Origin of the sequence: Microbulbifer sp. MI-G (genome assembly GCF_030440425.1) — a bacterium.
In the GTDB taxonomy this organism is placed as follows: Bacteria; Pseudomonadota; Gammaproteobacteria; order Pseudomonadales; family Cellvibrionaceae; genus Microbulbifer; species Microbulbifer spongiae.
In genome coordinates, this window is record NZ_CP098023.1 from 210,874 (window position 1) to 237,307 (window position 26,434).

At 53.2% G+C, this 26,434-nt stretch carries 16 protein-coding genes; 12 read left to right on the plus strand and 4 right to left on the minus strand.

The window, feature by feature from the left end:
• Positions 1-48 precede the first annotated feature (48 nt).
• The 10 genes from tssM (at position 49) to tssH (ending at position 15,841) form a co-directional block, all read left to right on the plus strand.
• Positions 49-3,588 (plus strand): type VI secretion system membrane subunit TssM, encoded by a 3,540-nt coding sequence (tssM, locus tag M8T91_RS00920; protein ID WP_301415907.1) that lies wholly within the window; start codon positions 49-51, stop codon positions 3,586-3,588.
• Positions 3,585-4,271: a type VI secretion system-associated protein TagF gene (tagF, locus tag M8T91_RS00925; protein ID WP_301415909.1), complete on the plus strand. Its 687-nt coding sequence runs from the start codon at positions 3,585-3,587 to the stop codon at positions 4,269-4,271. The genes tssM and tagF overlap by 4 nt, the downstream gene beginning before the upstream one ends.
• A 514-nt stretch (positions 4,272-4,785) precedes the next feature.
• A complete protein-coding gene (gene tssA / locus M8T91_RS00930; RefSeq protein ID WP_301415911.1) occupies positions 4,786-6,069 on the plus strand; it encodes a type VI secretion system protein TssA in 1,284 nt (427 codons plus the stop codon).
• Positions 6,070-6,111: 42 nt separating this feature from the next.
• Positions 6,112-6,633 (plus strand): type VI secretion system contractile sheath small subunit, encoded by a 522-nt coding sequence (gene tssB / locus M8T91_RS00935; protein ID WP_301415913.1) that lies wholly within the window; start codon positions 6,112-6,114, stop codon positions 6,631-6,633.
• Entirely contained in the window at positions 6,630-8,117 is a 1,488-nt protein-coding gene (tssC, locus tag M8T91_RS00940; RefSeq protein ID WP_301415915.1) for a type VI secretion system contractile sheath large subunit, read from the plus strand. Before tssB ends, tssC (M8T91_RS00940) begins: the two co-directional genes overlap by 4 nt.
• A gap of 104 nt (positions 8,118-8,221) precedes the next feature.
• Positions 8,222-9,736, plus strand: a complete 1,515-nt coding sequence (tssC, locus tag M8T91_RS00945; protein ID WP_301415917.1) for a type VI secretion system contractile sheath large subunit — start codon at positions 8,222-8,224, stop codon at positions 9,734-9,736.
• 4 nt (positions 9,737-9,740) lie between these two features.
• Positions 9,741-10,214 (plus strand): type VI secretion system baseplate subunit TssE, encoded by a 474-nt coding sequence (gene tssE / locus M8T91_RS00950; protein ID WP_301415919.1) that lies wholly within the window; start codon positions 9,741-9,743, stop codon positions 10,212-10,214.
• Positions 10,214-12,043 (plus strand): type VI secretion system baseplate subunit TssF, encoded by a 1,830-nt coding sequence (gene tssF, locus M8T91_RS00955; RefSeq protein WP_301415921.1) that lies wholly within the window; start codon positions 10,214-10,216, stop codon positions 12,041-12,043. Before tssE ends, tssF begins: the two co-directional genes overlap by 1 nt.
• The gene (gene tssG, locus M8T91_RS00960) at positions 12,007-13,149 is read left to right on the plus strand and encodes a type VI secretion system baseplate subunit TssG (RefSeq protein WP_301415923.1); all 1,143 of its coding nucleotides are present in this window, start codon (positions 12,007-12,009) and stop codon (positions 13,147-13,149) included. Before tssF ends, tssG begins: the two co-directional genes overlap by 37 nt.
• A gap of 28 nt (positions 13,150-13,177) precedes the next feature.
• Positions 13,178-15,841 (plus strand): type VI secretion system ATPase TssH, encoded by a 2,664-nt coding sequence (gene tssH, locus M8T91_RS00965; protein WP_301415925.1) that lies wholly within the window; start codon positions 13,178-13,180, stop codon positions 15,839-15,841.
• A 178-nt stretch (positions 15,842-16,019) separates the two neighbouring features.
• On the opposite strand, the gene pepN is transcribed toward tssH, so the two are convergent.
• On the minus strand, positions 16,020-18,722 hold the full coding sequence (gene pepN, locus M8T91_RS00970; RefSeq protein WP_301415927.1) for an aminopeptidase N: 2,703 nt from the start codon (positions 18,720-18,722) through the stop codon (positions 16,020-16,022).
• 642 nt (positions 18,723-19,364) lie between these two features.
• Here pepN and M8T91_RS00975 point away from each other — a divergent pair.
• A complete protein-coding gene (locus M8T91_RS00975; RefSeq protein ID WP_301415929.1) occupies positions 19,365-20,897 on the plus strand; it encodes a cryptochrome/photolyase family protein in 1,533 nt (510 codons plus the stop codon).
• Positions 20,898-21,173: 276 nt separating this feature from the next.
• On the opposite strand, the gene M8T91_RS00980 is transcribed toward M8T91_RS00975, so the two are convergent.
• From M8T91_RS00980 to M8T91_RS00990, 3 genes are all read right to left on the minus strand, one after another.
• The gene (locus tag M8T91_RS00980; protein ID WP_301415931.1) at positions 21,174-21,770 is read right to left on the minus strand and encodes an HdeD family acid-resistance protein; all 597 of its coding nucleotides are present in this window, start codon (positions 21,768-21,770) and stop codon (positions 21,174-21,176) included.
• A 394-nt stretch (positions 21,771-22,164) separates the two neighbouring features.
• Entirely contained in the window at positions 22,165-23,478 is a 1,314-nt protein-coding gene (gene aptA, locus M8T91_RS00985; protein ID WP_301415933.1) for an omega-aminotransferase AptA, read from the minus strand.
• Positions 23,479-23,608: 130 nt separating this feature from the next.
• Positions 23,609-25,054 carry an NAD-dependent succinate-semialdehyde dehydrogenase gene (locus tag M8T91_RS00990; RefSeq protein ID WP_301415935.1) on the minus strand — a complete coding sequence of 482 codons (1,446 nt, stop codon included), beginning with the start codon at positions 25,052-25,054 and terminating at the stop codon, positions 23,609-23,611.
• Between the two features lie 207 nt (positions 25,055-25,261).
• On the opposite strand from M8T91_RS00990, the gene M8T91_RS00995 reads away from it, so the two are divergent.
• Positions 25,262-26,209 carry a LysR family transcriptional regulator gene (locus M8T91_RS00995; protein WP_301415937.1) on the plus strand — a complete coding sequence of 316 codons (948 nt, stop codon included), beginning with the start codon at positions 25,262-25,264 and terminating at the stop codon, positions 26,207-26,209.
• The last annotated feature ends 225 nt before the right edge of the window (positions 26,210-26,434 follow it).

The window sequence follows — 26,434 nt, forward strand, 5'->3', positions numbered from 1 at the left end:
GAACGAATACAGCCGGTGCCGGCAGGGCCCCGGGAGATGGAGCTTTTCATGAAACGCTTGCGCGATTTTTTTACCAGCAAATGGGTGGTCGGGCTGATTGGTCTTTTGGCCCTCTCCCTGCTGATTTGGTTTGGGGCGGACTACATCAAATTTGGCAGCGACAATGCCACGCTCTCCCCCACTATCCGCATCATTATTATCGCTTTTATTTTTGCACTCTGGCTGGCCTGGAATCTGAGTCAGTGGTTGGTGGAGCGGCGCCAGAACCAGGCGCTGATTCAGGGTATAGAGGCATCCCAGGAAGTGGCACAGGACCCCGATGAAGCCCATTCCCGCGAGGAACTTGATGCGCTTAGCGGACGCTTCCGCGAGGCTATGGATGTCCTGCGCAATGCCCGCTTCAAATCGGAAAAAGGCAGGGTATCCCTGTATCAGCTGCCCTGGTATGTCATTATCGGCCCTCCCGGTTGTGGTAAGACCACGGCGCTGGTCAATTCCGGGTTGGAATTTCCCCTCGCACAAAGTCACGGTAAGGCAGCACTCGGCGGTGTCGGCGGCACGCGCAATTGTGACTGGTGGTTTACCAATGATGCAGTATTGATTGATACCGCGGGCCGCTACACCAGCCAGGATAGCCACCGGGTGTATGACAACACTGCCTGGCAGGCATTTCTGGGATTACTGAAACGCTACCGCCGCCGCCGTCCCATCAATGGCGCTGTGGTCGCAATCAGCCTGCAGGACCTGATGGTGCAGACAGAAGAGCAGCGGCAGCAGCAGGCAAAAACCATCCGCCAGCGGGTGAATGAACTGCAGCGGGAACTGGGAATCCGCTTTCCCATTTATCTCACCTTTACCAAGTGTGACCTGGTGGCAGGTTTCAGTGAATTTTTTGACAACCTTTCCCAGGCCGAGCGCGAGCAGGTGTGGGGCATCAGTTTCCCGCGCGAGGTGGATGCCACTGCCGGTGCCCGCCTGGATAATTTCAAGTCGGAGTTTGATCAGCTGATTGAGCGGCTCAACCAGCGCGTCCTGTGGCGGGTACACCAGGAGCGCAATATCGAGAAGCGCGCACTGCTTCAGGGCTTTCCGGCGCGAATGGAGAACCTTTCCGGCGTGCTCACCGAGTTTGTCAAACAGTCTTTCGAACCCAACCGCTATGAGACGGTGCCCATGGTGCGGGGGATTTACTTTACCAGCGGCACCCAGGAGGGCAGCCCGGTTGACCGTATGATGGCCTCGGTAACGGCGGACTTTGGCCTGGAGCGCAATGTCGGGCCCAGATTCCAGGGAGCTGGCAAAAGCTTCTTTTTGCATCGCTTACTGAAGGACGTTGTGTTTCCGGAAGCGGAACTGGTCGGTGTCAACCGCAAGATCGAAACAGCCAATCAATGGCTGCGCAGGGGGATCTATGCGGCTTTGGCGATGGTTTTTGTCGGAGCCGTATTCCTCTGGAGCGGCAGTCTCGCTCAGAATACAGTGTCCATGGGCGAAGTGAGCGATCACCTTGCCGCGTATCAACAAGCAAAAAATGCATTGAGGGGTGAAAGGCCGGCACCGGTAAATACACTGAACATACTGGAGCCGTTACGCCAGGCCAGCGCGGTGTACGATCGCGATGCGCACCCCTGGATTGGCAACCTGGGGCTCTACGACGAGCGGATCGATGCGGAGGTGAGCAATCTCTACAGGCGCAAACTCGAAGGTGTCTTTTTACCGGCTTTGTTGCGGGATATCGAGAGTGACCTGAGCCAGCTTGACAGCGATGACCCAGCGCTGGGGAATACCCTCAAGACTTACCTGATGTTCTTTCATGCCGACCGGTTGGATATTGGCACCATAGAGGGCTATTACGCTGCACGCTGGGAGCGCCAGTTACCGGGGGAGGCCGGCGAGCAGGAGCATCTGCGCTACCACCTGGATCAATTGCTGGCGCGGCCTGTACCCACCAGCGTGGAGCAAAACACGCGGGTCGTGGCCCGCGCACGCCAGCAACTGCGACGCATACCCGTACCCCAGCGGCTATTTGCCCAACTGCAAAATTCTGATCTGGGCCAGACCCCGGTGGACCTTTACCAGGAAATAGGCGGCGATACCCAGCATCTCTTCGGGATGAATGCAAATGATGCCCGGTTTCGTATGCCTTTCCTCTACACCAAAGCGGGGTACAAGGAGCTGGACTTCGATGCGGATTCCCCGCTTTTGGCCTCGATGGCGAAAGAGCGCTGGATTTACGGTAGCGATCTCAGTGGAGAGGATTTCACTGAGGCCGACCGGGAGAAACTCGGTGAGGAGGTCAAGCGTATTTACCTGGGGGAATACCTGCAGCGCTGGCAGTCATTTGTGGGTGGATTCCGTATTCGGCAATTCAAGACGACTTCCCAGGCATTGGAAGTGTTGTCAAACCTGTCCGACCCGATTTATTCACCATTGCTTGCGGTTGCGGAAATTACCTCGGATAACACGCGCCTGACACCGCGCCCCGAGTTGCCCGTTGATGCCTCCGGGGTTGCCCTGCCGGTTTCCAGTACCACCCGCAGGGTAGGTGGTGCTGCACTCGGTAGCGCGGCGGGTGCTTTGCGGGATCAGTACAAACCCAATATCGTCGATTTACACTTTGAGGAAGTGCAGCGTATTACCCAGAGTGAGAAGGGGCGGCCAGCCAGGGTTCAGGAATATCTGCTGGCCATTCATCAAATTCAGGAATACCTGACCGAGATTGACAGTGCACCCGATGCGAATGAGGCCGCATTTGCACGGGCCAAGGCGCGGTTTGGCGGAGGAGGCGATGCCATCAAGCAGCTCAGGATCAAGGCCGCCAGTGCCCCGGCGCCATTCGACCGGTGGCTGACCGATATCGCCAACAGCACCTGGGGGTTGGTGATGGCCAAGGCCAAGGCCCATCTCAACCGGGTGTGGTATGAACGGGTTTATCTCAGCTATGCCAACACTTTGGCCGGGCGCTATCCATTGAGCAGTGATCGCGATCGGGAAGTACCGATGATGGAGTTTAACCAGTTCTTTAAGCCGGGCGGCATCCAGCAGTCGTTTGTCAACGAGTATCTGGAACCGTTTGTGGATACCAGAAACTGGCGGATAAAGTCTGTCGAGGGTCAGGCGCTGGACCTGTCCCAGAGGGCGTTATCGCAACTGCGGCGGGCGGAGCGCATCCGCAAGACCCTTTTTGCCGGGAGTGGCACTGCATCCTATGCATTCCGTATTGAACCTACCAAGCTGGATTCCAGTGTGCGCCTGTTTGAACTGGAGCTGGGGGATCAGCGCGTTCTTTACTCCCATGGACCCAAGACCAGTAAGAAACTCACCTGGCGCGGGGGGGAGAGCAACAGGGTCAGGATTATTTTTGAAGATCTGAATGAAACGGTGCATCGGAAACATTATGAGGGGGACTGGGCGTGGTACCGTCTGTTGGCCAGTTCCGATCTGGCAGTCGGGCGCAGCAAGGCGCAACGCCTGGTGACTTTTTCCGAAAACGGTCGCAAGGCGCTGTTCAGGCTGACTGCCGCCAATGTCAACAACCCGTTTGACCGCGGTCTGCTGCGTGGTTATCGATGTCCGGAGGTTCTGTGAGCGGTATCGGACTCTTTGGCAAACTGCCCGGACACGGCGACTTTATTCAGCGCCAGTTGCCCGGCAGTTTTGTCGATGTGTGGGATGCGTGGTTACAAAGTGCAGTACGCGGTTCCCGAGAAATCATGGGGCAGCAATGGCTGGATTATTATCTGACGAGTCCAATCTGGCACTTCGTGCACGGCAAAGGGGTGATCGATGAAAGCGCCTGGGCGGGTATCCTGGTGCCCAGTGTGGACAGTGTGGGTCGCTACTTTCCCTTGACCATTGCCACGGCGCTGTCACCCAAAGTGGATGCTTTTGCGTTTTTGTCGGCTGCCAGACAATGGTACCAGAGTCTGTCCGAACTGGCGGTCAGTGCGCTGCAAAACCGCTTGCATGTCGATCAGCTGTCTGCAGCGTTTGTCTCTGCTCCGGAAGGTATCGGTGCGGCCAGTGAGTGTCGCATGCAGTCCGAGGTGTATGTTGCCAGCGGCGATGTTAGTGGTGTTGAGAGCAGCTATGGGGGTTTGCTCGGGCAAATCTGCCAGCGGCACTTTTCCTGTTACAGCCTTTGGTGGTGTGAGGGGTCTCAACACCTGGCACCTACCAGCCTGCTGTGCCCGACGCTGCCAACTCCGGAATCCTATTGCGCCATGCTGGGAGCCGGGGACCCACTGCCGGCAAAACATCCGTATCCTTAGCCTGCCATTAAACAGGCTTGTAAGCTGCGGTAATTGATTGGAAATGTTCAGGTGGCTATTTTCTATTGGAGTTTTATGCCCGTGACTCCCGGCAGTGCAGTGACCTGATACAGGAGTTTCTTACGGCTATAACTCAGCGAAACCCAATTTTACCCAGGGTGGCCAAATTACGTTTTTTTAAAAGTGCTCAGGCTCTGTAGGCTAGACAGGGCAGAGATGAGGACGCAAAGGATAAAGTCAAATCTATACAAATAGTGATGACTGAGAAGCTGTTCACAGGAGCGGATGAGCCCTTAGGGAGCGCTAAACTCCGGTTTTACGTTCTTTCAATGGAATTAAAAAAAGCGGTGTATCACAAAAAATGCCAAAAAAATTTGATTAACTTTGTTTGCTGTGCCCATTTTTCGCAGTATTCTGGTTTGAAGATGCCATTTGCCTTGATTCGATATCTACAACGTGTACTCTTCCCAGAATCCTTACTTGAAGGGATTGATTCGGCAAAAGGGATTTTTTCATGGCATTCCCAAACACGGTAAATATAGAGGCGCTGGTTGCTCCGGTTTCTTCAGAAAAACCCGCCGGTGAGGATATCCGCGAGGATCGTTCACCTACATCAGAGTATTATGCCATCAAGGATGCCCGAAACAGTGCCAGAGCGGCTGAGCGCTCGGCCATGTTCGATGATACGGATGCTGATTTGCTGGCGCCCTGGCGCGATGTGGCCAAGTCCGCAGAAAAAATCCTCACCAGGAAAAGCAAGGATCTGGAGGTTGCCAGCTGGTTCACCGAAGCGCTGATCCGGTTGCACGGATTCAGCGGGTTGCGCGATGGCTTTCAGCTGATTGACCGGTTGGTAGAAGATTTCTGGGATGGCCTCTACCCACTGCCCGACGAAGACGGTATTGAAACCAAAGTGGCACCACTGACCGGCCTCAATGGCGACGGTGGTGATGGCACATTGATGATGCCAATTCGCAGCGCCGCTATTACACCGGAAGGTGATTACGGTGCATTCTCATTCTTTCAGCACCAGCAGGCGCGGGATGCGGACAGAATTTCGGATGAGGATGCAAAAATGGCTCGCATTGAGACCTTGGGCTACAGTCTGGAAGCGGTCAACCAATGTGTCAACACTGCCAGTGACGTCTGGGCACAGAATCTTATTGAGACAATAGAAACCGCCCTGGGGCATTTCGGCAATATGAATAATGCGCTGCGAGAGCGCTGTGGTCATGAGACACCACCGTCAACAAATATTTCCTCGCTTCTGGACGAAGTATTGCGCACGGCGCGCTTTATTTACAAAAACCAGTTGCAGTCGATCGCACAGGCTGAAGCGGTGGTGCAGCATGACGCTCCGTCCAGTGAAAATGACTCCGAAACTCCCGTCGAGGGCGGTCTGGCAGGCAACGGGTTCTCCGCGCCTTCAGGACCTGTGTCCTCGCGAGAGGGTGCACTTGGATTACTGGAGCAGGCCGCGAAGTACTTTCGTACCTACGAGCCGCACACGCCTCTAGCACCGGGTCTGGAAAGGTTGATTGGCTGGGGGCGTATGACGGTTTCTGAATTGATGGCGGAGCTGCTGCCAGATGAGCAGGCGCGTCTGCTTTACTCCCAGTTAACCGGCGTGCGACTCGACGGGACCGATAAACAGCGCTACGTGGCGCCGCCGGTAACCAGTAACAGCCATTCCCCAGCACCAGCAGCTCCCGAGCCGGTGCCAGCGGCCTCTGGGCCAGTGTCCACTTCCGATGACGGCTGGGGGCAACCACAAGAAGAAACCAGCACAGGTTGGTAGTTAATTGACAACAGTCCCTAAAGTTAGGAAAGGAGACCTGAGATGTCTGAGAGCATCCACAATAAACTCAAGCGTGTGCGCAAGCCCCGTGTGCATATTACTTACGATGTAGAGACCAATGGCACTGAAGTCAAAAAGGAACTTCCCTTTGTGGCGGGTGTTATGGGTGATTATTCAGGGGATAACACCGAAAATCGCAAGGTGTTGAAGGATCGCAAATTTGTGCAAATAGATCGCGACAACTTCAATGACGTGATGACCAAAGTGAATCCGAAGTTGAAGCTGCAGGTGGAAAATACGCTATCCGGAGACGGCAGCAAAATGGCTGTTGATCTCGATTTCAAACACATGGATGACTTTTCCCCCGAGCAAATCGTTGAACAGGTTGAGCCACTGAAGCAGCTTCTCGAGGCGCGCAGTAAATTGCGTGATCTCCTCAGCAAGGCCGATCGCTCAGAAGAACTGGAAAAAGTGCTTGAGGATATCCTGAAGAGCACGGAAAACGTGGGTGCTATTTCCGAGCAACTGGGCTTAAACGGGGATAAGGGAGAGGACTCAGAATGAGTACAGAAGCAGAAAACGTTGCGGAAAGCGAGGCAGAAGAACTGTCTGTGGGTCTGCTGGAGCAGGCGATCGCGGCAACCAAGCAGACAGAACCGCAGGAAGCTCAGGACCTGCTTGCGAATCTCACCGACCAGGTGTTGAAAGGCACCGTGACCTGGGATCGTAACCTGACCCAGACGATTAAAAAAGCGGTCAGTGCCATTGATACCGCGATGTCCAGACAATTGTCCGCGATCCTGCACGATTCCAAATTCCAGAAATTGGAGGGCTCGTGGAGAGGGCTCAACCACCTTGTTATGAACAGTGAGACCGGCGCGACCATGAAAATACGCATGCTCAATCTGAGCAAGCGGGAATTATTCCGGGATCTGGACAAAGCGGTTGAATTTGACCAGAGCCAGACTTTCAAGAAAATTTACGAAGAGGAGTTTGGCACCGCGGGGGGAGAGCCCTATGGCTGTATGATCGGCGACTTTGAGTTTACCAGCCATCCGGAAGATATTGAGCTTTTGAGCAAAATGTCTAACGTTGCCGCAGCGGGTTTCTGTCCGTTTATCGCAGCTGCAGGTGCGGGGATGTTTGGTTTTGATGATTATACCGAACTGTCCAAGCCACGGGACCTGGGCGGTATATTCGAGTCCGCTGAATATATCAAGTGGCGCAGTTTCCGCGACAGTGACGACTCCCGGTTTGTCACTTTGGTAATGCCGCGCACACTGGCCCGCACACCATACGGCGCCAATACCAAGCCGATCGAAGCATTTAACTTCGAGGAATTTGAAGTAGACGAGTCCGGAGTTTCCCGCTCCGCGGAGCACGATCAGTACTGCTGGATGAACGCCTCTTATGTAATGGGCACCACCATGACCAGGGCGTTTGCTGAGAACTCCTGGTGTACAGCGATCCGCGGTGCCGAGGGTGGCGGCAAGGTTGAGGGGTTGCCTTCTCATGTATTCAAGAGCGATGATGGTGACCTGGATCAAAAGTGCCCCACCGAAATCGGTATTACCGATCGCCGGGAGGCAGAGTTGAGTGCACAGGGTTTTCTGCCCCTGTGTCACTACAAGAATACCGACTACTCTGTCTTCTTTGGTTCCCAGAGTGCACAAAAACCCAAGACCTATGATGATCCGGATGCGACCTCAAATGCCGCCATTTCCGCGCGACTTCCCTATCTGATGGCCACTTCCCGTATCGCCCACTACCTGAAGGTCATGGCGCGGGACAAAGTGGGTTCATTTATGGAGGCCAGTGACTGCGAACGCTGGCTGAATAAGTGGATTATTCAATACACCAACTCCAACCCGGATGCGAGCCCGGAAATGAAGGCGAAATACCCACTTTCTGAAGCCCGGGTAGAGGTCAGGGAAATTCCGGGACAGCCCGGTTGCTATAGCGCCGTGGCTTACCTGAGGCCCTGGTTGCAGATGGAGGAATTGACCACGTCCATGCGTATGGTGGCGAATATCCCCTCTGCCGGATAGTGCCCCAGGCCCGTCGGATAAAGGCGGGCCAACTTATCAAAAGGTATTGCCCCGAGCCGGGATTCTAGCGAGTCTCTCAAAAATACTACTTGTGAGGATGTCCGGTGCCTTGTAAGACAGCCAATCAGATAGCGGAAGATCACATAGAAGTACTATCGGGAAATTTGGCCAGGGGGGATCAGAATGAACTTCGGATTTTTTTACAGGAACCGGATACGCTGTTTGCTTTTGAATACTGGTTGAGCGAGATCTGTCCCTGCTCCGGAAAGAACCGTTTTTCTGTTCGCCAGTATCTCAGTCGGATGATCGCGGAGCTGGACGAGCTGATTTGTGAGCAGGTTAACCGGATTATTCACCATCGTCGTTTTCAGCGGCTTGAAGCCAGTTGGCGCGGCTTGTCCATGTTGGTTTTCAATACGCCCCATTCGGACAACATTAAGATAAAGCTACTGGATGTGAACTGGAGGGATCTTAGCAAGGATGTGCAGCGGGCCCCGGATTTTGATCAGTCCGGTCTTTTCCACCTAGTCTACAATGAGGAATTTGGTACCCCGGGTGGGGAGCCTTTTGGCCTCTTAATGGGGGATTACTATATTTCCCACCGCCCATTACCGGAACACCCGTACGATGATGTCTTTACCCTTCAGGGAATAGCACATACAGCGGCCGCCGCATTCGCCCCTTTTGTCTGTGCGGCCAGCCCGCAACTGTTCGGTGTGGACCATTTTGATGACCTTGCAAAGCCGATCCGCTTTTCTGAAGTTTTTCGCCAGGGTGAATATATCCGATGGAACAGTCTTCGCGAGTTGGAAGACAGCCGTTTTATCGCAGTGACTCTGCCACAAGTGTTGATGCGTGAACCTTATAGTGTTGATTTTTCACTATACCGTGGCTTGCGGTTTGAGGAACAGGTTTCGGGTTTGCATCACCGGCACTATTTGTGGGGCAACGCCTGCTTTGCCCTGGGTGCGGTATTGTTGCGGGAATTCAGTGAGGTCGGCTGGTTTTCCCATATCCGCGGAGTTGCCCGAGACCACCTGGGCGGTGGACTGGTAACCCAGTTACCGGTTGTGCCCTACAAGCCCGACAGTCGCCCGGGCATGGTGCGTATGTCCACCTCCATCCTTGTCACCGATTTTGTCGAACGGGATCTCTCTGAGCTGGGCTTTGCCTGTCTGAGCCATTGCTACGATACGCCGTATTGTGCTTTTAACAGCGTTCCCTCGCTGCAAAAAGCCAAGCAGTATACTTCCAAAGCCGCCACTGCAAATGCCAGGATCAGCTCAATGTTGCAGCAGATACTCTGTGCATCGCGCTTTGCCCATTACATCAAGGTAATGATCCGGGACAAGGTGGGCGCTTATATGAATGCGGCGGATTGCGAACGACAATTACAGCACTGGTTGGATCTCTATACGACTGGACGGGATGACCTATCCTGGGAAATGCTCGCCCGTTACCCTCTGCGTGAGGCACGGGTCAAGGTGGCCGACGAACCGGGCAAAGCCGGTAGTTATCAGAGTGTGATCCACCTGAAGAGCCACTATACTGTCGACCATCTTGTATCGGAGCTGAAGCTGACCACGGCGCTGGCCACGATTGGTGTGGGGGCGGCTTAGTACAATGGCAAAAGAAAAGCGTCTGCTGGCACCGATTTTGGATCGACTGCTGGAATCCGCCCGCAAACTGGATATGCACCAGTCACACCAAATACTGCGGCAATTGAGGGAGGGCGTGCGGCGGGACCTCGAGTACTTATTTAATACGCGTTACCGCTGTATTTCTGCACCAGATAGCCTGAGGCACCTGCAGGACTCCAATATTAATTACGGCCTGCCAGATTTATCCACAATCAATCTATCTTCTCTGGATAGCAGAAAACAGTTTTGCCGAGATATTGAACAAACGATTGTGCATTTTGAGCCGAGGATTCGCTCCGTCAAGGTGACGACACAGGAAAAGATAGATATGGAGGACCCGAGTATACGGTTTCGTGTCGAAGCGGTGTTATATGTCAATCCGGCCTCCGAGGTCATTGTTTTTGATTCTGCGCTGAATCCTGTGACCCAAATGGTCGATGTGTCTGAGATTATATAATGAGTGAACGTTTAATCGATCTCTATGAGCGCGAGTTGGCCTTTATTCAGCAGACAGCCGCTGAGTTTGCCCGCATGCACCCCGCTGCGGCCGCCAGGTTACAACTGGATACGGAAACTGTGGATGACCCCTTGGTGGGTCGCCTGCTATCGGGCTTTGCCTACATGAATGCGCGGGTACAGCAGAAGCTCAGCGACGACTTTCCCGAACTCACAGATGCTATGCTGGAAACCCTCTATCCGCACTATTTGCGCCCGATTCCCTCCTGCGCCATTGTGCAGTTTGAGCCGGATGCGGATCTCGATGCCATAACGCCGGTGGCAGCCAGGACCCTTCTGGAAAGCGAGCCCTTTCAGGGTCAGGCCTGCCGGTTTACCACTTGCTATCCCGTGGATATCAGTCCCTTCCAGCCCACCAGTGCGAGCCTGATGCCCAGGCCATTTATTGCACCTGGCTGTAATGATGTCCAGGGTGCCAATGCGGTCCTCAAGTTAACCCTGAAAACCCTGAGCCCGGATTTGAGCTTTGCGGAAATGCAACCGCAGTGTTTGCGTTTTTTCCTGCGGGGACAGCCCGCACATGTCTACAGCCTGTATGATTTGCTGCTGACAAAGTGTATAAAACTGGTAGTGGCGCACAGTGAGACTGACTCCAAGCCCACGTTTTTGTCTCCGGAGGATATCGGACAAGTGGGGCTGGATAAGGATCAGGGCCTGCTGCCGTATCCCGACACGGCATTCATCGGCTATCGCCTGCTTACGGAATATTTTGCCTTTCCTGAGAAATTCCTGTTTCTGGATATCAAAAATATCAGAAGGGCAATTAACGAGAGCTATAAAGACTCCCTCACACTCTATTTTTATCTCTCGGAAACCCACGAAGAACTCGAAAAACAATTGGTGCCGGGCATGTTTGTGCTCGGCTGTACACCGGTAGTGAATCTTTTCACTCAAAGTGCAGACCCTGTTCCACTGACTCATATGCAGTATCAGTATCAAATAGTGCCCGATGCCCGTCGCAGTGACGGTCTGGAAATCTACTCTATTGATGAGGTTACCGCAACGGATGGAAAGGGAGAGACAACCAAGTTCCGACCATTTTATGGCATAAAGCACAGTCAGCATCATTCGGAACAGTCAGCTTTCTGGTTCAGCCGGCGGCGTGAGGTCATTGAGGGGGAGCACCGCAATGAATCTGCCTCGGAAGTGGATATTAGCTTGGTGGACCTGGAGTTTAACCCGCACCGGATCAGTGATCAGACACTGGATGTCAAGTTAACCTGCTGTAATCGCAATCTTGCCAGAAAACTCCCCAGCGGCAATGCGCAACCTTACCTGGAAGTGGTAGATGGGGATCTCCCGGCAAGTCGTATCAGCTGTGTTGTCGCACCAAGTGCCACGCTGCGGCCACCGAGGCGGGAGCGGGGCTATTGGCGGCTGATTTCCCATTTGAATTTGAATCATCTGTCTATTTGCGGAACCCAGGGGTGTAATGCCCTCAAGGAGATATTCAGGCTGTATGACTTTCGTGATTCCGCCAGTATAAGGAACTTGATCGAATCGCTTTTAACACTGAATACCAAACCGATCACCGCGCCGATACAAATAGACCAGAGCATTGTACTCTGTCGGGGCACTGAGGTTGACATTGAACTGGATTCAATGATGCTGACAGGAACCAGCCCGCTTTTGTTTGCCAGTATTATCGAACGCTTCCTTGGCCTCTATTGTTCCATTAATTCCTTTACTAAATTAACTGCCAGGATGAGCGGCAGAGATGGGGAGCTGAAGAGATGGCCACCTCGCGCCGGAGAAAAGGCGTTACTGTAATAGAACGGCTGCGCCGGGAGCCCTATAATTTTGCCTTCTACCAGGCCGTTCGACTTATAGAGCGGGCTGTAACCATGGCCGACGGTGATTTTTGTAATGCAGCTATTGCCGGTGCAGCACCGCCCTCCACGGAGTTCATACGTTTTAGTGCCCAGTGTGGATTTTCTTTTGTCGGTTCAGATGTACTGAGTCTGGAGAGGAAGCCAGTTGACGAAAGTGACGCTCAGGACAGCCTATTAAACCAGTGGCAGATGGAAGTGGGCTTTACCGGGCTGATTGGCAGCCAGGGGGTTATGCCCTACTATCTTACAGAGCTTGTGCAGAGGGAACTTCGGGAAAATAACACCGCCTTACGGGATTTTCTCAACCTGTTCAATCACCGTCATATCTCGCTACTCTATCAAGCCTGGTCCAAATACCAACTTCCGGTCAATTATGAAAGGCAGCGGTTGCGCAAGGAACGGGAACCGGATCTGTTCACTCAGGGGATCGCTGCTTTGGCTGGATTGGGCACCAGCGAAATGCGTTACCGTATGCCCATGCCCGATGAGGCCCTTCTGGGCATGGCAGGCCACTACAGCCGAGGACGCTGTTCTGCTGCTGCACTGACTGGCATGATTAAACATTACTTTGGTCTGTCAGTCACAATTGAGCAGTTTCAAGGCCAGTGGGATGCACTGCCCAGGGACATTTTGTGTCGTTTACCATGTGCAAGCGCACCTGCAGGAGTGAATAATTGCCTGGGGAAAAACACCATTCTGGGTACCCATTGCTTCCAGGCCCAAAATAAATTTCGGGTGATTATTGAGCCAATGGTGTATGAGCAGTTTATGATGATCGCACCCGGTACTCAAAAGCTGGAGACACTGAAGACATTTATCAAATTCAGTGCGGGAATAGAACTGGATTTTGAACTTTTAGTTACTCTTCCCACAAATCAGGTACCACCGGTACAGCTAAACAGGCAATCTGAACATGCGCCCCTGCTGGGCTGGAACACCTACATGGTCAGAGGCCAGGAGACTGCCGGGCTCGTAGAAATCACTCTGAGTGCCGAAAATATATCCCCTGATGAAGCGTTACCCAGCGCAGAAGCTTTTTTTTAAATATCAAAATTAAAAGGAATTTTATCTTGTGATACATATCAATCTTAAACGGCTAGTGGATAACATGACACCGTATATGCGCGATGCTCTTGAAGGCGCCGCGGGACTGTGTCTGGCGCAAAATCAATACAATGTTGAGCTTGAACACTGGATGTTGAAGCTTTTGGATCGGTCTGATACGGATCTCTACCTGCTAGTGAAAGAACATGGTGGCAATCCGGAAAGGTTAGCCAAACAGCTGGCAACTGCCATCGCGGGGTTCCGTACCGGCAGCAGTCGTCCCCCGGCGTTGTCGCCGACTATTGTGGAAGTCAGTAAAAATGCCTGGATGCTCGCCTCTATTGACTATGGCCACCGCGCTATTGGTTCGGGACATTTTCTGGCTGCCCTGATGCTGGAGGAAACCTCTAGAAGGCAGATACTGGAATCCTGCCCGGAACTTAAAAACATTGCACCCGAATCCCTTCGGGAAACAGCGCGGGCCATGTTTGGCCAGAGTGGAGAATCCAGCCATTCAGTCACGAATGTGACAAAGGATGGAGACAATACTGCAGCGACCGTGGTAGTGAGCAAGGCGCCGGCGCTGGACAAATACACCATTAATTTAACCGAAAGGGCCAGGCAGGGGGAAGTGGATCCAGTTCTTGGCCGGGATGAAGAAATCCGCCAGTGTATTGATATTTTGACGCGCCGCCGACAGAACAATCCGATACTGACCGGTGAAGCTGGTGTGGGTAAAACTGCCGTGGTTGAGGGTTTTGCCCTGCGAATTGCCAGTGGTGATGTACCCGAACCGCTCAGAGGGGTGACGGTTCGCACTCTGGATCTCGGTCTCTTGCAGGCCGGTGCCAGTGTCAAAGGTGAATTCGAAAACCGCCTGAAGTCCGTGATTGGAGAGATTCGCGCTTCGGCAACGCCGATCATTTTGTTTATCGATGAAGCCCATACCATGATAGGTGCAGGCGGTAAGGAAGGGCAGGGTGATGCAGCCAACCTGTTAAAGCCGGCTCTGGCCAGGGGGGAACTGCGCACACTTGCGGCGACCACCTGGGCGGAATATAAAAAATATTTTGAGCGCGACCCCGCACTGACCAGGCGTTTCCAGGTTGTGAAAGTAGAGGAGCCTGGTGAAGAAAATGCCATCGATATGATGCGTGGTATTGCCAACAGTCTGGAGCAGCATCACAAAGTGCGTATCCTGGATGAGGCTATTATCGCTTCTGTAAAACTGTCACATCGCTATATTCCCGGACGCCAGTTACCGGATAAATCCGTCAGTCTGTTAGATACCGCCTGCGCCCGGGTTGCGCTCAGCCAGTCTTCTACACCTGGATCTATTGAAGATGCCCGCAACATGATCGCTCGCACCGAAACAACTCTGAGTAAGCTGGAGCGTGAAAACGCAGCTCTGGGTGGATATGAAGACGAGTTGGCCGAGCTGAATGCGGTTAAGCAAACGGAAGAACAGCGTTTAACCACGCTTGAGCAGCAGTTGGTTAAAGAGCGTGAGTTGGTCGGGCAGATCCGGAACCTGCGCGATCAAATTGATGCGGAATTTATGAATAATCAGGACAGTGATGGGGTACCGGATGCCGCCGCACTGGCGGATTGTCAACAACAGCTTAAATCTCTCTCTGCGGACCTGCTGGAAGTTCAGGGCAATACCCCGTTGATACAACCCGATGTGGATGAACAGGCCATTGCTGCAGTGGTTGCTAACTGGACTGGGATTCCCCTTGGCAAGATGGTGAGCGATGAGATCATCGCCGTGAAGACTTTGGCCGAACGCTTAAACAAACGCATTATCGGGCAGCCTCACGCGATTGAAGCAATCGCACAGGCCATTCGCACCGCTCGCGCCGGTCTGACCGACCCCCGCAAGCCTGTGGGCGTATTTATGTTCTGCGGCACCAGTGGTGTGGGTAAAACCGAGACCGCACTGGCCCTGGCGGATGAACTCTTTGGCGGTGAGCAGAATATCACAACCATTAATATGGCCGAGTTTAAAGAGGAGCATAAGGTTTCCATGTTACTCGGTTCACCCCCCGGCTATGTCGGATACGGCGAAGGTGGAGTATTGACCGAAGCTGCACGACGCAAGCCGTATTCGGTCATTTTATTGGATGAGATTGAAAAAGCCCATCCCGGGGTGCAGGATATTTTCTACAATCTGTTTGATAAAGGAAGCATAAAAGACGGTGAGGGTAGGGATATCGATTTCAAGAATACCGTTATTATCATGACCTCCAATGCCGGCGAGGAGGCGATCAGGGCCATCTTTAACCAGGTGGAGGAGAGGCCGGAACCGGAAGTATTACTGGATAATATCCGCTCTCACCTTTTACAGAAATTCAAACCGGCATTTCTCGGTCGCTCTAATGTGATTGCCTATTATCCGCTGGATGATGAGGATCTGATGACCATTTGCAAACTCCATATGTGCAAGATCGAGAAACGTATAGGGGAGCATTATGGTGCATCCTTTTCATTTGATGAAAATGCGTTGATCAATATCGTCGCCCGGTGTCATGAGACTGATACAGGTGCCCGTAATATCGAAGTTATTCTCAACAGGACCATCCTGCCAGAATTGGCCAGTGTGTGTCTGGATAAAATGGCGAAAGGCGAAACGGTCAAAAGCATCAGGGTGTCTGGGAGTGCAACCGGCGACTTATCATACAACGTAGATTAAATCGAAGGTGCAGTCATGAGACAGTGTGCTTGAGCACTCAAGTGGGCTTTAGGCCGCCCACGATTTGATGTACAGGTATCACTGGCAGACAAAATTCGGTTGTGAATTGATCTGATTTTCCATGATCCCCACCACCGGCTGATGGTGGGGATCCTTTGGGTGTCACTGGCTTGGCAGTCTATTTCGCAACCGGGGTACGGTTTTGTGCCAATACCTCTCCCATGGCCATGCAGCGACGGCTCGAGTAAAGGTGATTTTTAAGGGCCTTGACCAGAGTCGGCTTGAGTTGTTGATTTTCTTCCAGTGTGTCTTTGAGTTTCTGTGCCCCCGCTTTGTTGCAGATCAACGGAAAGATACTCGCATAAGTGCTCAGTAACTCCGGAGAATCCTCAGCGTTGATTTGCTCCAACACTTCAAAAATACGTGCGCTGTTGTTATTAAACAGGCCGATTTGTTCGGAGGGAAACATCGAATAGGCAGCCTCCCGAAGTTCACTCAATTTGTATTTATCCCGATGCATGCTCAGGTTGTCCAGCCACTTTTGTTTACTTTGTGACAGTGGGCGTACAGCTTCTGCTGCAATGGCGTTGAGTTTTGCACGGTCGGAATTGTCCGTTTGTAACTCGCGCTCAACAGCCTGTTCGTAGTCGGAAAATAAATAACGATTTTGCAGAGTGATCAGGTCCCAGCGCATATCGGGGTCCAGTTTAAGACCATCAACAGCCAGCTCCCCTAACAGCATCTGTCTGGCATTGGAGAGGGCACGTGGGGAATGGGCTGTACCGGTAAAGGCCCTGAACCAGGTTTTCTGCCTGTCACTACCTGCGGGAGACTGCTGCAACTGTTCCCAGATGAATTTTTCGATGGACAGTTGCAGTGCATCTCGGCGTGCACTTGCAATGGGAATTTGACTCAGGTAACTATAGACAAAGCCCAGATTGCGGGTATTCAAACGAACCGCGTTAATATCTTCTTCAGCGGCACCATTGCTGAGAAGGAAGCTGATATATTTGTCCAGTGGCAGTTTTGCATCATAAGTACTGTCAAACAGGCTCTGCCACAACATCAAGCGCACAAAGGGTGGTTCGATCTGGTTAATGTGTTTTGATATGTTCTCCACGGACACCGGATCCAGATTTATTTTGACAAATGCCCAGTCTCCTTCATTGGGATAGAGAATCTCCGGGCAGGGAAGGCCTACGGCCTCCTTTACTTTGGTTATTGCGCCGCTGTACAGCACAGGCAGAGTTGCAACCCGCTTCATACTGTCGCCATTCATGCGGTAGAAACCGAGTTGTGTGCGTTGTGTCCGCAAGGTCGGATATTCCGTGGGCGCAGTCTGTGTCAGCGTCAGTTCTGTAATTTGACCTTTTTGACACTGAAAGCTGGTCTCAATGGTGTTCAGGCCAGCTTTGTAGAGCCACTGTTGTTGCCACTGTTCCAGATCCATCCCGGCGGCTGCACCCAGATGGCCCATAAAGTCATCCAGAGTCGAGTTGCGGTAGGACAACTCTTTCAGATAGTTGCTGACTCCCTTTCGAAACGCCTCCTTGCCCAGGTAGTAGGGGAGCTGTTTAAGGATAGAGCCGCCTTTCCCGTAAGTGATACCATCAAAATTAGCGAAAGCCTCATCGGTGTTTTGGACTGGCAATTGAATAGCGTGGGTAGTGGGGCGTTGGTCTGCGTTATAGGCCCATTGTTTGGTGCCGAGATAAAAATTTTCCCAGACATTGGTAAATTCACTGTTTTCCGCCAGGGACAGGTTGGCCATATAGGTAGCGAAGCTCTCGTTCAGCCATAAGTCATCCCACCAGTTCATGGTCACCAGATCGCCAAACCACTGGTGGGCCATTTCATGGGCAATCACATTGGCAAGACGCATTCGCTGTGCTTGGGTTTTCTCACCACGGGAAACGTAACTATCGTTAAAAGTCACTGACCCTACGTTTTCCATAGCACCGGCATTGAAATCGGGCACCAGAATCTGGTCGTACTTTTTAAAAGGATAATCAATGTCAAAGTAGGGCTGAAAAAACGCAAAAGACTGTTTGGTAAAAGTGAACCAGTCTTCGGGCTTAACATACTGTGCCAGACTTTGGCGGGCCATCAATCGCAGGGGGATGCCATCGGCCTCGTCTTCCCAGATATGATAGGGGCCGGCGTGAAGGGAGAAAACATAGGATGAGAACTTCTGGCTTTGCGGGAAGAACCAGTGACGCAATTCCCCCTTTTTCTCTATACGGTTTTCCCGCTCGGCACTAATCACTATCCAATCTTTGGGAGCGGTAACGTCCAGGGTATAGCGCGCTTTGAGATTTGGCTGGTCGAAATGCGGGAACAGACGGTTCGCGTCATAGGGTTCGAAGTCTGTGTACGTATAGACTTTGCCATCTTTGGGATCCTCAAAGCGATGAAGTCCGGAGCCGTTTTTAGAAAAGGGGTGCTGGAATTGCACCGTGATAGCATGCTGTAAATTGGGGAGGTACTGTGCGGCAATCGTAATAAAGTGGCCGTTGTACTCGACGGGAATATTCTGGCCGTCCACAGCGACAGATTCTACCGTACCCCCAGCGAAATCGATTGTCAGTGGTTGCTGCAGGATATGCTGGAAGGTCGTATCGGCTGTGACAGTGCCGGAGAAGCGATCGCTCTCCCTGTCTAAATTGACACTGAGCTGGTAGTCCACCTGGGCCACCTGTTGCTTGCGCAGTTTGGCGTACTCTTCAGAAAGCCCCGCTGCCGCAGTTCTGGCCTGGGGTGTAGCCACTGCATCGGGGGCGGATTTTGGCGCGCTGGAATCCTGGCTGCAAGCGGCCAGGGTGATACTGCAAATCAGGGTGACGGCAAGCCCAGGTGCCGCTAATTTGCTCTTGTGGGTCATATTTTCCTCTCTGTACTGGCTATGTTTTCATTATTCTTGATTGCTAATATGGATGCAGCAGGCCCTGTTGCCGTGTGAGTGAATAACGGCAATATTGCGAAACCTGCCGGTGGGAAAGTGGTGATCGGGCCCGTAAAGGCGGGTAGCTTCGTAAAACAAATACACTGCCAAATGGATAGTCTACCCGATGAGCTGCAGGCAGGTTCATTACCAGGCGGGATTATACGCTAAAACGTTGAATTTGTGCGATGAGTTCCAGTTTCGCTTCCCAGGGTGATTAGCCCTCCTCGTAATAGTGCCGTACCTGGAGGAAGCCGGGAAGTTTTGCTATATGTAAACCAGGACACCCTGTGAGTGCACGCAGAGCAGAGCCCCGCGTTGGCACTGAGCTTAAGGGATAGTGACACTTCCGGCGGTACTGTCAGTTACCCATGGCGCCCAGCCATTGCATTGGTAACTACTGGACGAATCAGGCCGCTCCCATGAGTTACCAGCAATGGCCCGAAGGGGACTGGGGACCGGGCCGGCATTCCATTGGGTGGAGTATTTTTGCTCTCTATTTTTCCAAGAAAGGCGTTACTGGCCAGCCCAGGCTGTAATAACTAAGGAAGGGATACGTGCCATCGCCGAAAGGACGCCCCTGTGAAAACCCTGCGACTGATCCTTGGTGATCAACTGAATCACAAGCATTCCTGGTACCGCGAAAACGGTGACGAGATATTCTACTTTATCGCAGAGATGCGTCAGGAAACGGATTATACAGTACATCATATCCAAAAAATCGTGGCCTTCTTTGAGGCCATGAGCAAGTTTGCCAATTGGCTGGAATCCCATGGGAAGCGGGTTATTTACTACCGGTTGGATCACAGGGAAAACCAGCAAAACCTTGCGGGAAATATCAAGCAGCTGATCAAGCGTTTTGCTATTCGAAAGTTTGAGTACCAGCTCCCGGATGAGTACCGCCTGGATCAACAGTTGAAAATGCTCACCCGGGAACTGGACATAGAGTGCTGTGCCTACGACACGGAACACTTTTTTACCGGAAGAGAGACACTATCGAACATTTTTCTCGGTAAAAAAATTCTGCTAATGGAAAAGTTTTATCGTCATATGCGCAAAGAGCACGGTATCCTCATTACGCCACGAGGTGAACCGGAGGGCGGCAAATGGAATTACGACCAGAGTAACCGCAACAAGTGGAAGGGCGATTTGGCAGTGCCCAGACAATGCCGGTTTCGCAAGGATGTGAGTAACACCCTGGCCCGTATCCAGCAAGCGGGTGTAAAAACCATAGGGGAAATAACACCAGAAGGGTTTTCATGGCCGGGAGATCGCAAAGACAGTTTGAAAATGCTGCAACACTTTTGTAACCACCTGTTGCCACACTTTGGTGACTATCAGGATGCCATGGATCCAGAGGAAACCTATCTTTTCCACAGCCGACTCAGCTTTTCTCTCAATTGCAAGCTGTTGAGTCCACAAGAGGTGATAGACGCCGCAATTCATCGGTGGCGAAAAAGCCGGCGGACTGTTCATATCAACCAGGTTGAGGGGTTTGTCCGGCAGATATTGGGATGGCGGGAATATATGCGCGGTATTTATTGGCGAGAGATGCCCGGATACATGCACTGCAATGCCTTGCAGAACAGAAATCGACTGCCGAAATGGTATTGGACGGCGGATACTGACATGAACTGCCTGTACCACACAATCAAAAACAGTCTGGATCACAGCTATGCGCACCATATACAGCGCCTGATGGTTACAGGAAACTTTGCGCTTCTCACGCAGACACATCCTGATCAGATCGATGCCTGGTATCTGGGAATCTATATAGATGCCGTGCAGTGGGTGGAGATGCCCAATACACGAGGTATGAGTCAATTTGCCGATGGCGGATTGATCGCCACCAAACCTTACATTAGTAGCGGCGCTTACATTAACAAAATGAGTAACTACTGCCGGGATTGCAAGTATAACGTCAATAAAAAGACGGGCGAGGGGGCCTGTCCATTCAATTATCTTTACTGGAATTTCTTGATGGAAAAGTATGCCTATTTCAAAGGCAATCCCAGAATGGCCATGGTACTCAGCCTGTTAGATAAAAAATCAAAAAAAGAGCGACAGAGTATACGCCACCAGGCCAATAGCTTTATTCGGTCAATGAGTAAGTGATTTTTGGTATTTTTATTACTGATATCTCCAATTTCCCAAAAGCTGAAACGGGTAAATAAAAGTTGCCTGTGCATCCTCCTGCGACCGGCATTGGGTTGCTGAGAATCCCGTGCTGTGGTAATCCCCTGCTGTGTGCTAGCCAGAAAACGCCTGTATAGCGAATAACAAAAGGAGTACGCTACCGGTCACGGCTTAGGGCAACTGTGCGGCGCTATCAGGTTTTCGGGCGATAGCCGAATCAGTCATAGGCCCTCAGGGTGATTGTAGAGTGAATACTCAATCTCCTGAAGATACTGACGCAGCCTTTTCATGTTTGCGCAGGCGAAATGCCAGCCAGATCATGGGCAGACCGAAAATGATCGCATAGGCTCCGATCACCCATACCAATGCAAGGGCCCCGGCACCGGGGCTGACCAGTATGGCAATACCGAAAATGACCGAGAGTATGCCGATTGCAATCAGCAGCCACTCGTTGTCAATTTCCTTGCGCAGGCGAACCGCCCCGACAATTTCAAAAATACCCCGTACCAGTGCCCAGGCACCAATAAAAATCACCAGCACTAAGGCGGTAATCTGTGGATAAAGGAAAGTCACGATACCGGCAGCCAGGCTGATTAACCCGGATACAATCAGCCACCATAAGGGCGAGGATTTGTGTCGCCCAAGAACAGCCGCAACCAGGGAAAAAATACCATCCAGCAAGGCGTAAATACCGAATAGCAAAACCAGGGTAAGCAGAGTAAGGCCCGGCCAGATAAATGTGAGTACACCAAAAATAACCGCGATGATTCCCCGAAGCAGCAGCAGCCACCAGTTGGCCGACAGTGCCGGTAAAATTCGACTCGCAGGAAAAGAAGAGGGATCAGTGGACATACAGTAATACCCAAATGACATCTTTTCTTCAGTTTAAGTCTTGCTGGGCATAAATACCCAGTTTTTGGGGGATTTTCCCAGCTAATGAAGGAAAAACGGGGGAATTGATGGAGGCGGCCCACGAGCGCGACCCGACAGTCGACTCTGCAAAGACCGGGATCGCGCCGCGGGCCGCTATTTCCAGTGTAGCTGCAACTGGCGAATTGGGTTTGTGGAGTACAAGTCAGGGCCGTTGCCGCGTTGCGAAGGCTGTTCTATGGTGGACAATTTCTGAATGCTCGTTAGTGTTTCAAAGGCGCTGCGGACAGGTTTTCCACAACCCACTTGATTACTCGGTGAATAGGAGTGAAGGCTCCCCAGCAGGGATGCCGAGGAAAACCTTAGACTTTGTCTATCAGGAAAGCGTACTGAGCACGCTGCGCAGTTTGTCAACAATTGCGTCGATCTCATGCTTTTCAATAACCAGCGGTGGCGACATGCACAGGGCGTCGCCGATACCACGAGTCATCACACCCGCCTCCCAGGCCATGCCGGAAACCTTGGCACCGAATTTACCACTGAGCTTTTCCGGTGCGCGCAGCTCAATTGCACCCACCAGGCCGTAATTGCGCACATCAATCACATTGTGCCCGTCTTCCAGACTGTGCAGGGCATCTTCCCAGTATTTGGCAATGTCGCCGGAGGCACGGGTGAGCAGACCCTCGCGCTCGTAGATATCCAAAGTCGCCATCCCTGCGGCACAGGCCACCGGATGTGCAGAGTAGGTGTAGCCGTGGAAGAATTCGACCATACCTTCCGCAGCGGCATCCATGATGGTGTTGTGTATCTCCTCCTGTACGAATACCGCACTAAGGGGCACTGTTGCATTGGTAATACCCTTGGCCGAGGTGATCATATCCGGCGTGACACCAAACTCGATGGCGCCGAACGCGGAACCGGTGCGGCCCCAGCCCGAAATTACCTCGTCGAAAATCAGCAGCAGGTCGTGCTTGTCGCAGATGGCGCGCAGGCGCTGCAGGTAGCCTTTTGGTGGCAACACCACACCGCCGGCACCGGCAAAAGGCTCTACGATGACCGCGGCAATCTGGTCTGCACCGTGGAAATTCACCAGGCGCTCCAGGTCTTCCGCCAGTTCCACACCGTGCTGCGGCAGGCCCCGGCTAAAGGCATTGCGCTTGATATCCAGTGTGTGGCGCAGATGGTTGGCTTTTACCGGCTGGCCAAAACTCTGGTAATTGGGGGCAATACCGCCCACGGAAATACCACCGAAGTTCACCCCGTGGTAGCCTTTTTCACGGCCGATAAACATGGTGCGGGTGCCCTTGCCGCGCGCGCGCTGGTACTGCAGGGCAATTTTCAGTGCGGTTTCCACCGCCTCCGAGCCGGAGTTGCCGAAAAACACATGGTTCAGGCCATCGGGTGTATGTTGTATCAGGCGCTCGGCGTATTCGAAACCCAATTCGTGGCCGAAGTTAAAGATGGAGCTGTAGTCGAGGGTTTTCGCCTGTTTGTAGATCGCATCGGCGATCTCCGTGCGGCCGTGGCCGGCGTTGCTGCACCAGAGACCTGCAGTGGCGTCGATAATCTGGCGTCCGCCCTTTTCAGTGAGGTAAATGCCCTCTGCACGCTCCACAATCCGCGGCGCGGACTTAAAAGCGCGATTGGGTGTAAAGGGCATCCAGAACGCGTTGGTTTGCAATTCAGACATAGACAGTATCTCCGCAGGTTCCCTGAAATTTCAATGTGTATCGGTGCGGGAGCTACGGGCTCCCGGCGCTTGTTTCAGGTGCTTTCCACCGGTATGGACAAGCACGAGTCGTTGTCGTTCAAAGCCGGCATCAGGTGCCGAAGCAGCAGTATTTGGTCTCATAAAATTCGGCCATGCCCTCGACACCGCCCTCGCGGCCAAGGCCGGATTCCTTATTGCCGCCGAACGGTGCCACGGTGGTGGAGAAAACGCCGGTATTACAGGCCACCATGCCGTATTCCAGTGCTTCTACCACACGATTTGCGCGTCGGATATTCTCACTCATCACATAGGCGGCGAGGCCATAGGGTGTAGCGTTTGCGCGGCGGATTACATCGGTTTCGTCGGTAAATTGTTGCACCGCAGCAATGGGGCCAAAATTCTCCTCTGTAGCGATACGCATATCGTCGGACACACCGGTAAGCAACGTGGGTGCAAAATAATTCTCGCCATTGGGCAGTGGCTCGCCACCGATTTCCAGGTTTGCACCGGATGCCACTGCATCCTGCACCAGCTCCCAAACCCGCTCCACCGCGCGGCGGAAGATCATCGGACCCATATTGATCCCGGCCTCGGTGCCGTGGCCGATCTTCAGTGCGGCCATCTCGGTGCGCAGCTTCTCAACAAACTCATCATGTACGGCTTGATGCACATAGATGCGGTTGGTGGCCACACACACCTGGCCCGCGTTGCGAAACTTGGTGGCCATACAGGCTTTCACCGCCGTGTCCATATCCGCGTCATCAAAAACGATAAACGGCGCATTGCCGCCGAGTTCCATGGACATTTTTTTGACGGTGCTGGCACACTGGGCCATCAGTAGTTTGCCCACAGCGGTGGAACCGGTAAATGTGAATTTGGCCACACGCGGATCCTGGGTCAGCACCCTGCCGATACCCGCTGCATCGCTACCAGTCACCACATTGATGGTTCCCTTTGGCAGGCCAGCCTCATGCGCCAGCTGACCCAGTGCCAGCGCAGACAGCGGGGTCTCCTGGGCGGGCTTGATCACCACGGTACAGCCGGCGGCCAGCGCCGGTGCCGCCTTGCGGGTGATCATGGCATTGGGGAAATTCCACGGGGTGATGCAGGAAACCACCCCCACTGGCTGGCGGATAGTGCTCAAACGCATGGCCGGGTTGTGGGTGGGAATGGTCTGTCCATAGACCCGGCGGCACTCCTCGGCAAACCACTCGATAAACGAGGCGCCATAGAGAATCTCGCCCTGGGCTTCCGCCAGGGGCTTGCCTTGCTCCAGGGTAAGAATGCGTGCCAGATCCCCGCTGTTTTCCACAATCAACTGGTACCATCGCTTGAGGGTGGCGGCGCGCTCAGCCGCAGTGCGGCGGCGCCATTCCGGCAAGGCAGCAGTGGCAGCGGTCACGGCGGTCTCTGCATCCGCCGCCGAACCATCGGCCACATTGCCCAGCAGCTCGCCATTGGCAGGATCGCACACCGCCATGGTGCGTGCAGCAGCCCGCCAGGTGCCATCAATATAATTCTGAAATTTCAACAGGTCTGGATTTGCCAGTTTCACGAGAAAACTCCCGATAAACAGTGTTTGGTTATGGTATTACGCCGATTCTGGCGGCTGTGAAGCGCAGAAAATAGTACTATTTTTGCAACTATAATTTATATTTATCAAACTTTAACCGATCTTGTACAACAGCTGTTTTCTGCGCTGTCTGCAAAGTGTGCACACTCTACGCCAGAGAACCCACAAGCACAGGGGAAAAGCTGCCAAATGCGCAAGACCAAAAAAGCCCTGAGCGGACGACTCAGTGACATGGACCTGCGCCTGTTGCGGGTTTTTCGCGAGGTGGTGCGTGCCGGTGGCCTGGCCCCGGCAGAAGTGGCCCTGAATATCGGCCGCTCCACCATCAGTGTGCATCTCTCCGATCTCGAGGCGCGCCTGGGTATGCAGCTGTGCCTGCGCTCCCGCGGGCGGGCCGATTTCAAGCTGACACCGGAGGGTGAAGACCTCTACCGCGCCATCCTGGAGCTGGACGGTCACCTGGCGGCGTTCAAAAGCCAGGTAAACGCCATTCAGTCCCAGCTGACCGGCACCCTGCGCCTGGTGATGCCGGATGATCTACTGGAAATCCCGCGGCTGGACCTGCCCGCTACGATCAACCGCCTGCGAAACCGGGCTCCCCAGTTACAACTGGAGCTGCAGCTGGCCGCCCCCCAGGAGCTGGAATTGGAGATTCTTGCCAATCGCGCCGATGTGGGCATCAATCCCCTGCACTCTCGTCGCCCCGGCCTAAAATACCAGCCCCTGTTTCACCACCAATCCATTCTCTATTGCGGTGCCAATCATCCCTGTGCCAGTGCCGACCGGGTAAGTGAAGAGTTGCTGACTCAGCAGGCACTGGCCGCCCCCAGCCACGCCGTATTTTCCGGTGCCGCTCACTTATACCGCCTTTTCCCCAATCGCTCCACCGCCAATCATATGGCCGCACGGCTGGCCATGATCCTCTCCGGCTGTTTTATCGGGTTTCTGCCCGAGTATTTGGCACGGCGCTATGTAGAGGCTGGCAAACTGGTATCTCTCTTGCCGGAGCACTTTCACTACCGCATCCTCAATGCGGTCACTTACAAAAAAAATGCTGCGGAGCACCCGGCGGTGCGGTTGTTCCTGGAGGCTTTGGTGGTTCGCGAATCACCCTGCCATCGGGGCGGCCCTCCATAATCCATTGGATTGGCGTCTTTGCATGACCGATTCGGCAACGGAGCGCTGCCTGTATTTCCAAAGTGCACACCTGCCGGCAAGTGGCAGGGGCTGCACCCGAGCCGGCTGGTTGCCGGATACGGTTGTGCCATATTCTGGCAGGCGGTCACCCCGCCCACCGGAGTCTCCACCGTGATGGGACAGTGTTAACCGCGACTCTGTCTGTAAAGATAGCGCTTTACCGGC

Bases quoted from the DNA above. Each gene is read 5' to 3' on its own strand.
- pepN (WP_301415927.1), bottom strand. From the start codon at position 18,722: ATGACCCACAAGAGCAAATTAGCGGCACCTGGGCTTGCCGTCACCCTG.
- tssA (WP_301415911.1), top strand. From the start codon at position 4,786: ATGGCATTCCCAAACACGGTAAATATAGAGGCGCTGGTTGCTCCGGTT.
- M8T91_RS00980 (WP_301415931.1), bottom strand. From the start codon at position 21,770: ATGTCCACTGATCCCTCTTCTTTTCCTGCGAGTCGAATTTTACCGGCA.
- tssG (WP_301415923.1), top strand. From the start codon at position 12,007: ATGGCCACCTCGCGCCGGAGAAAAGGCGTTACTGTAATAGAACGGCTG.
- tssC (WP_301415915.1), top strand. From the start codon at position 6,630: ATGAGTACAGAAGCAGAAAACGTTGCGGAAAGCGAGGCAGAAGAACTG.
- tssB (WP_301415913.1), top strand. From the start codon at position 6,112: ATGTCTGAGAGCATCCACAATAAACTCAAGCGTGTGCGCAAGCCCCGT.
- M8T91_RS00995 (WP_301415937.1), top strand. From the start codon at position 25,262: ATGCGCAAGACCAAAAAAGCCCTGAGCGGACGACTCAGTGACATGGAC.
- tssF (WP_301415921.1), top strand. From the start codon at position 10,214: ATGAGTGAACGTTTAATCGATCTCTATGAGCGCGAGTTGGCCTTTATT.
- tssE (WP_301415919.1), top strand. From the start codon at position 9,741: ATGGCAAAAGAAAAGCGTCTGCTGGCACCGATTTTGGATCGACTGCTG.
- tssM (WP_301415907.1), top strand. From the start codon at position 49: ATGAAACGCTTGCGCGATTTTTTTACCAGCAAATGGGTGGTCGGGCTG.
- aptA (WP_301415933.1), bottom strand. From the start codon at position 23,478: ATGTCTGAATTGCAAACCAACGCGTTCTGGATGCCCTTTACACCCAAT.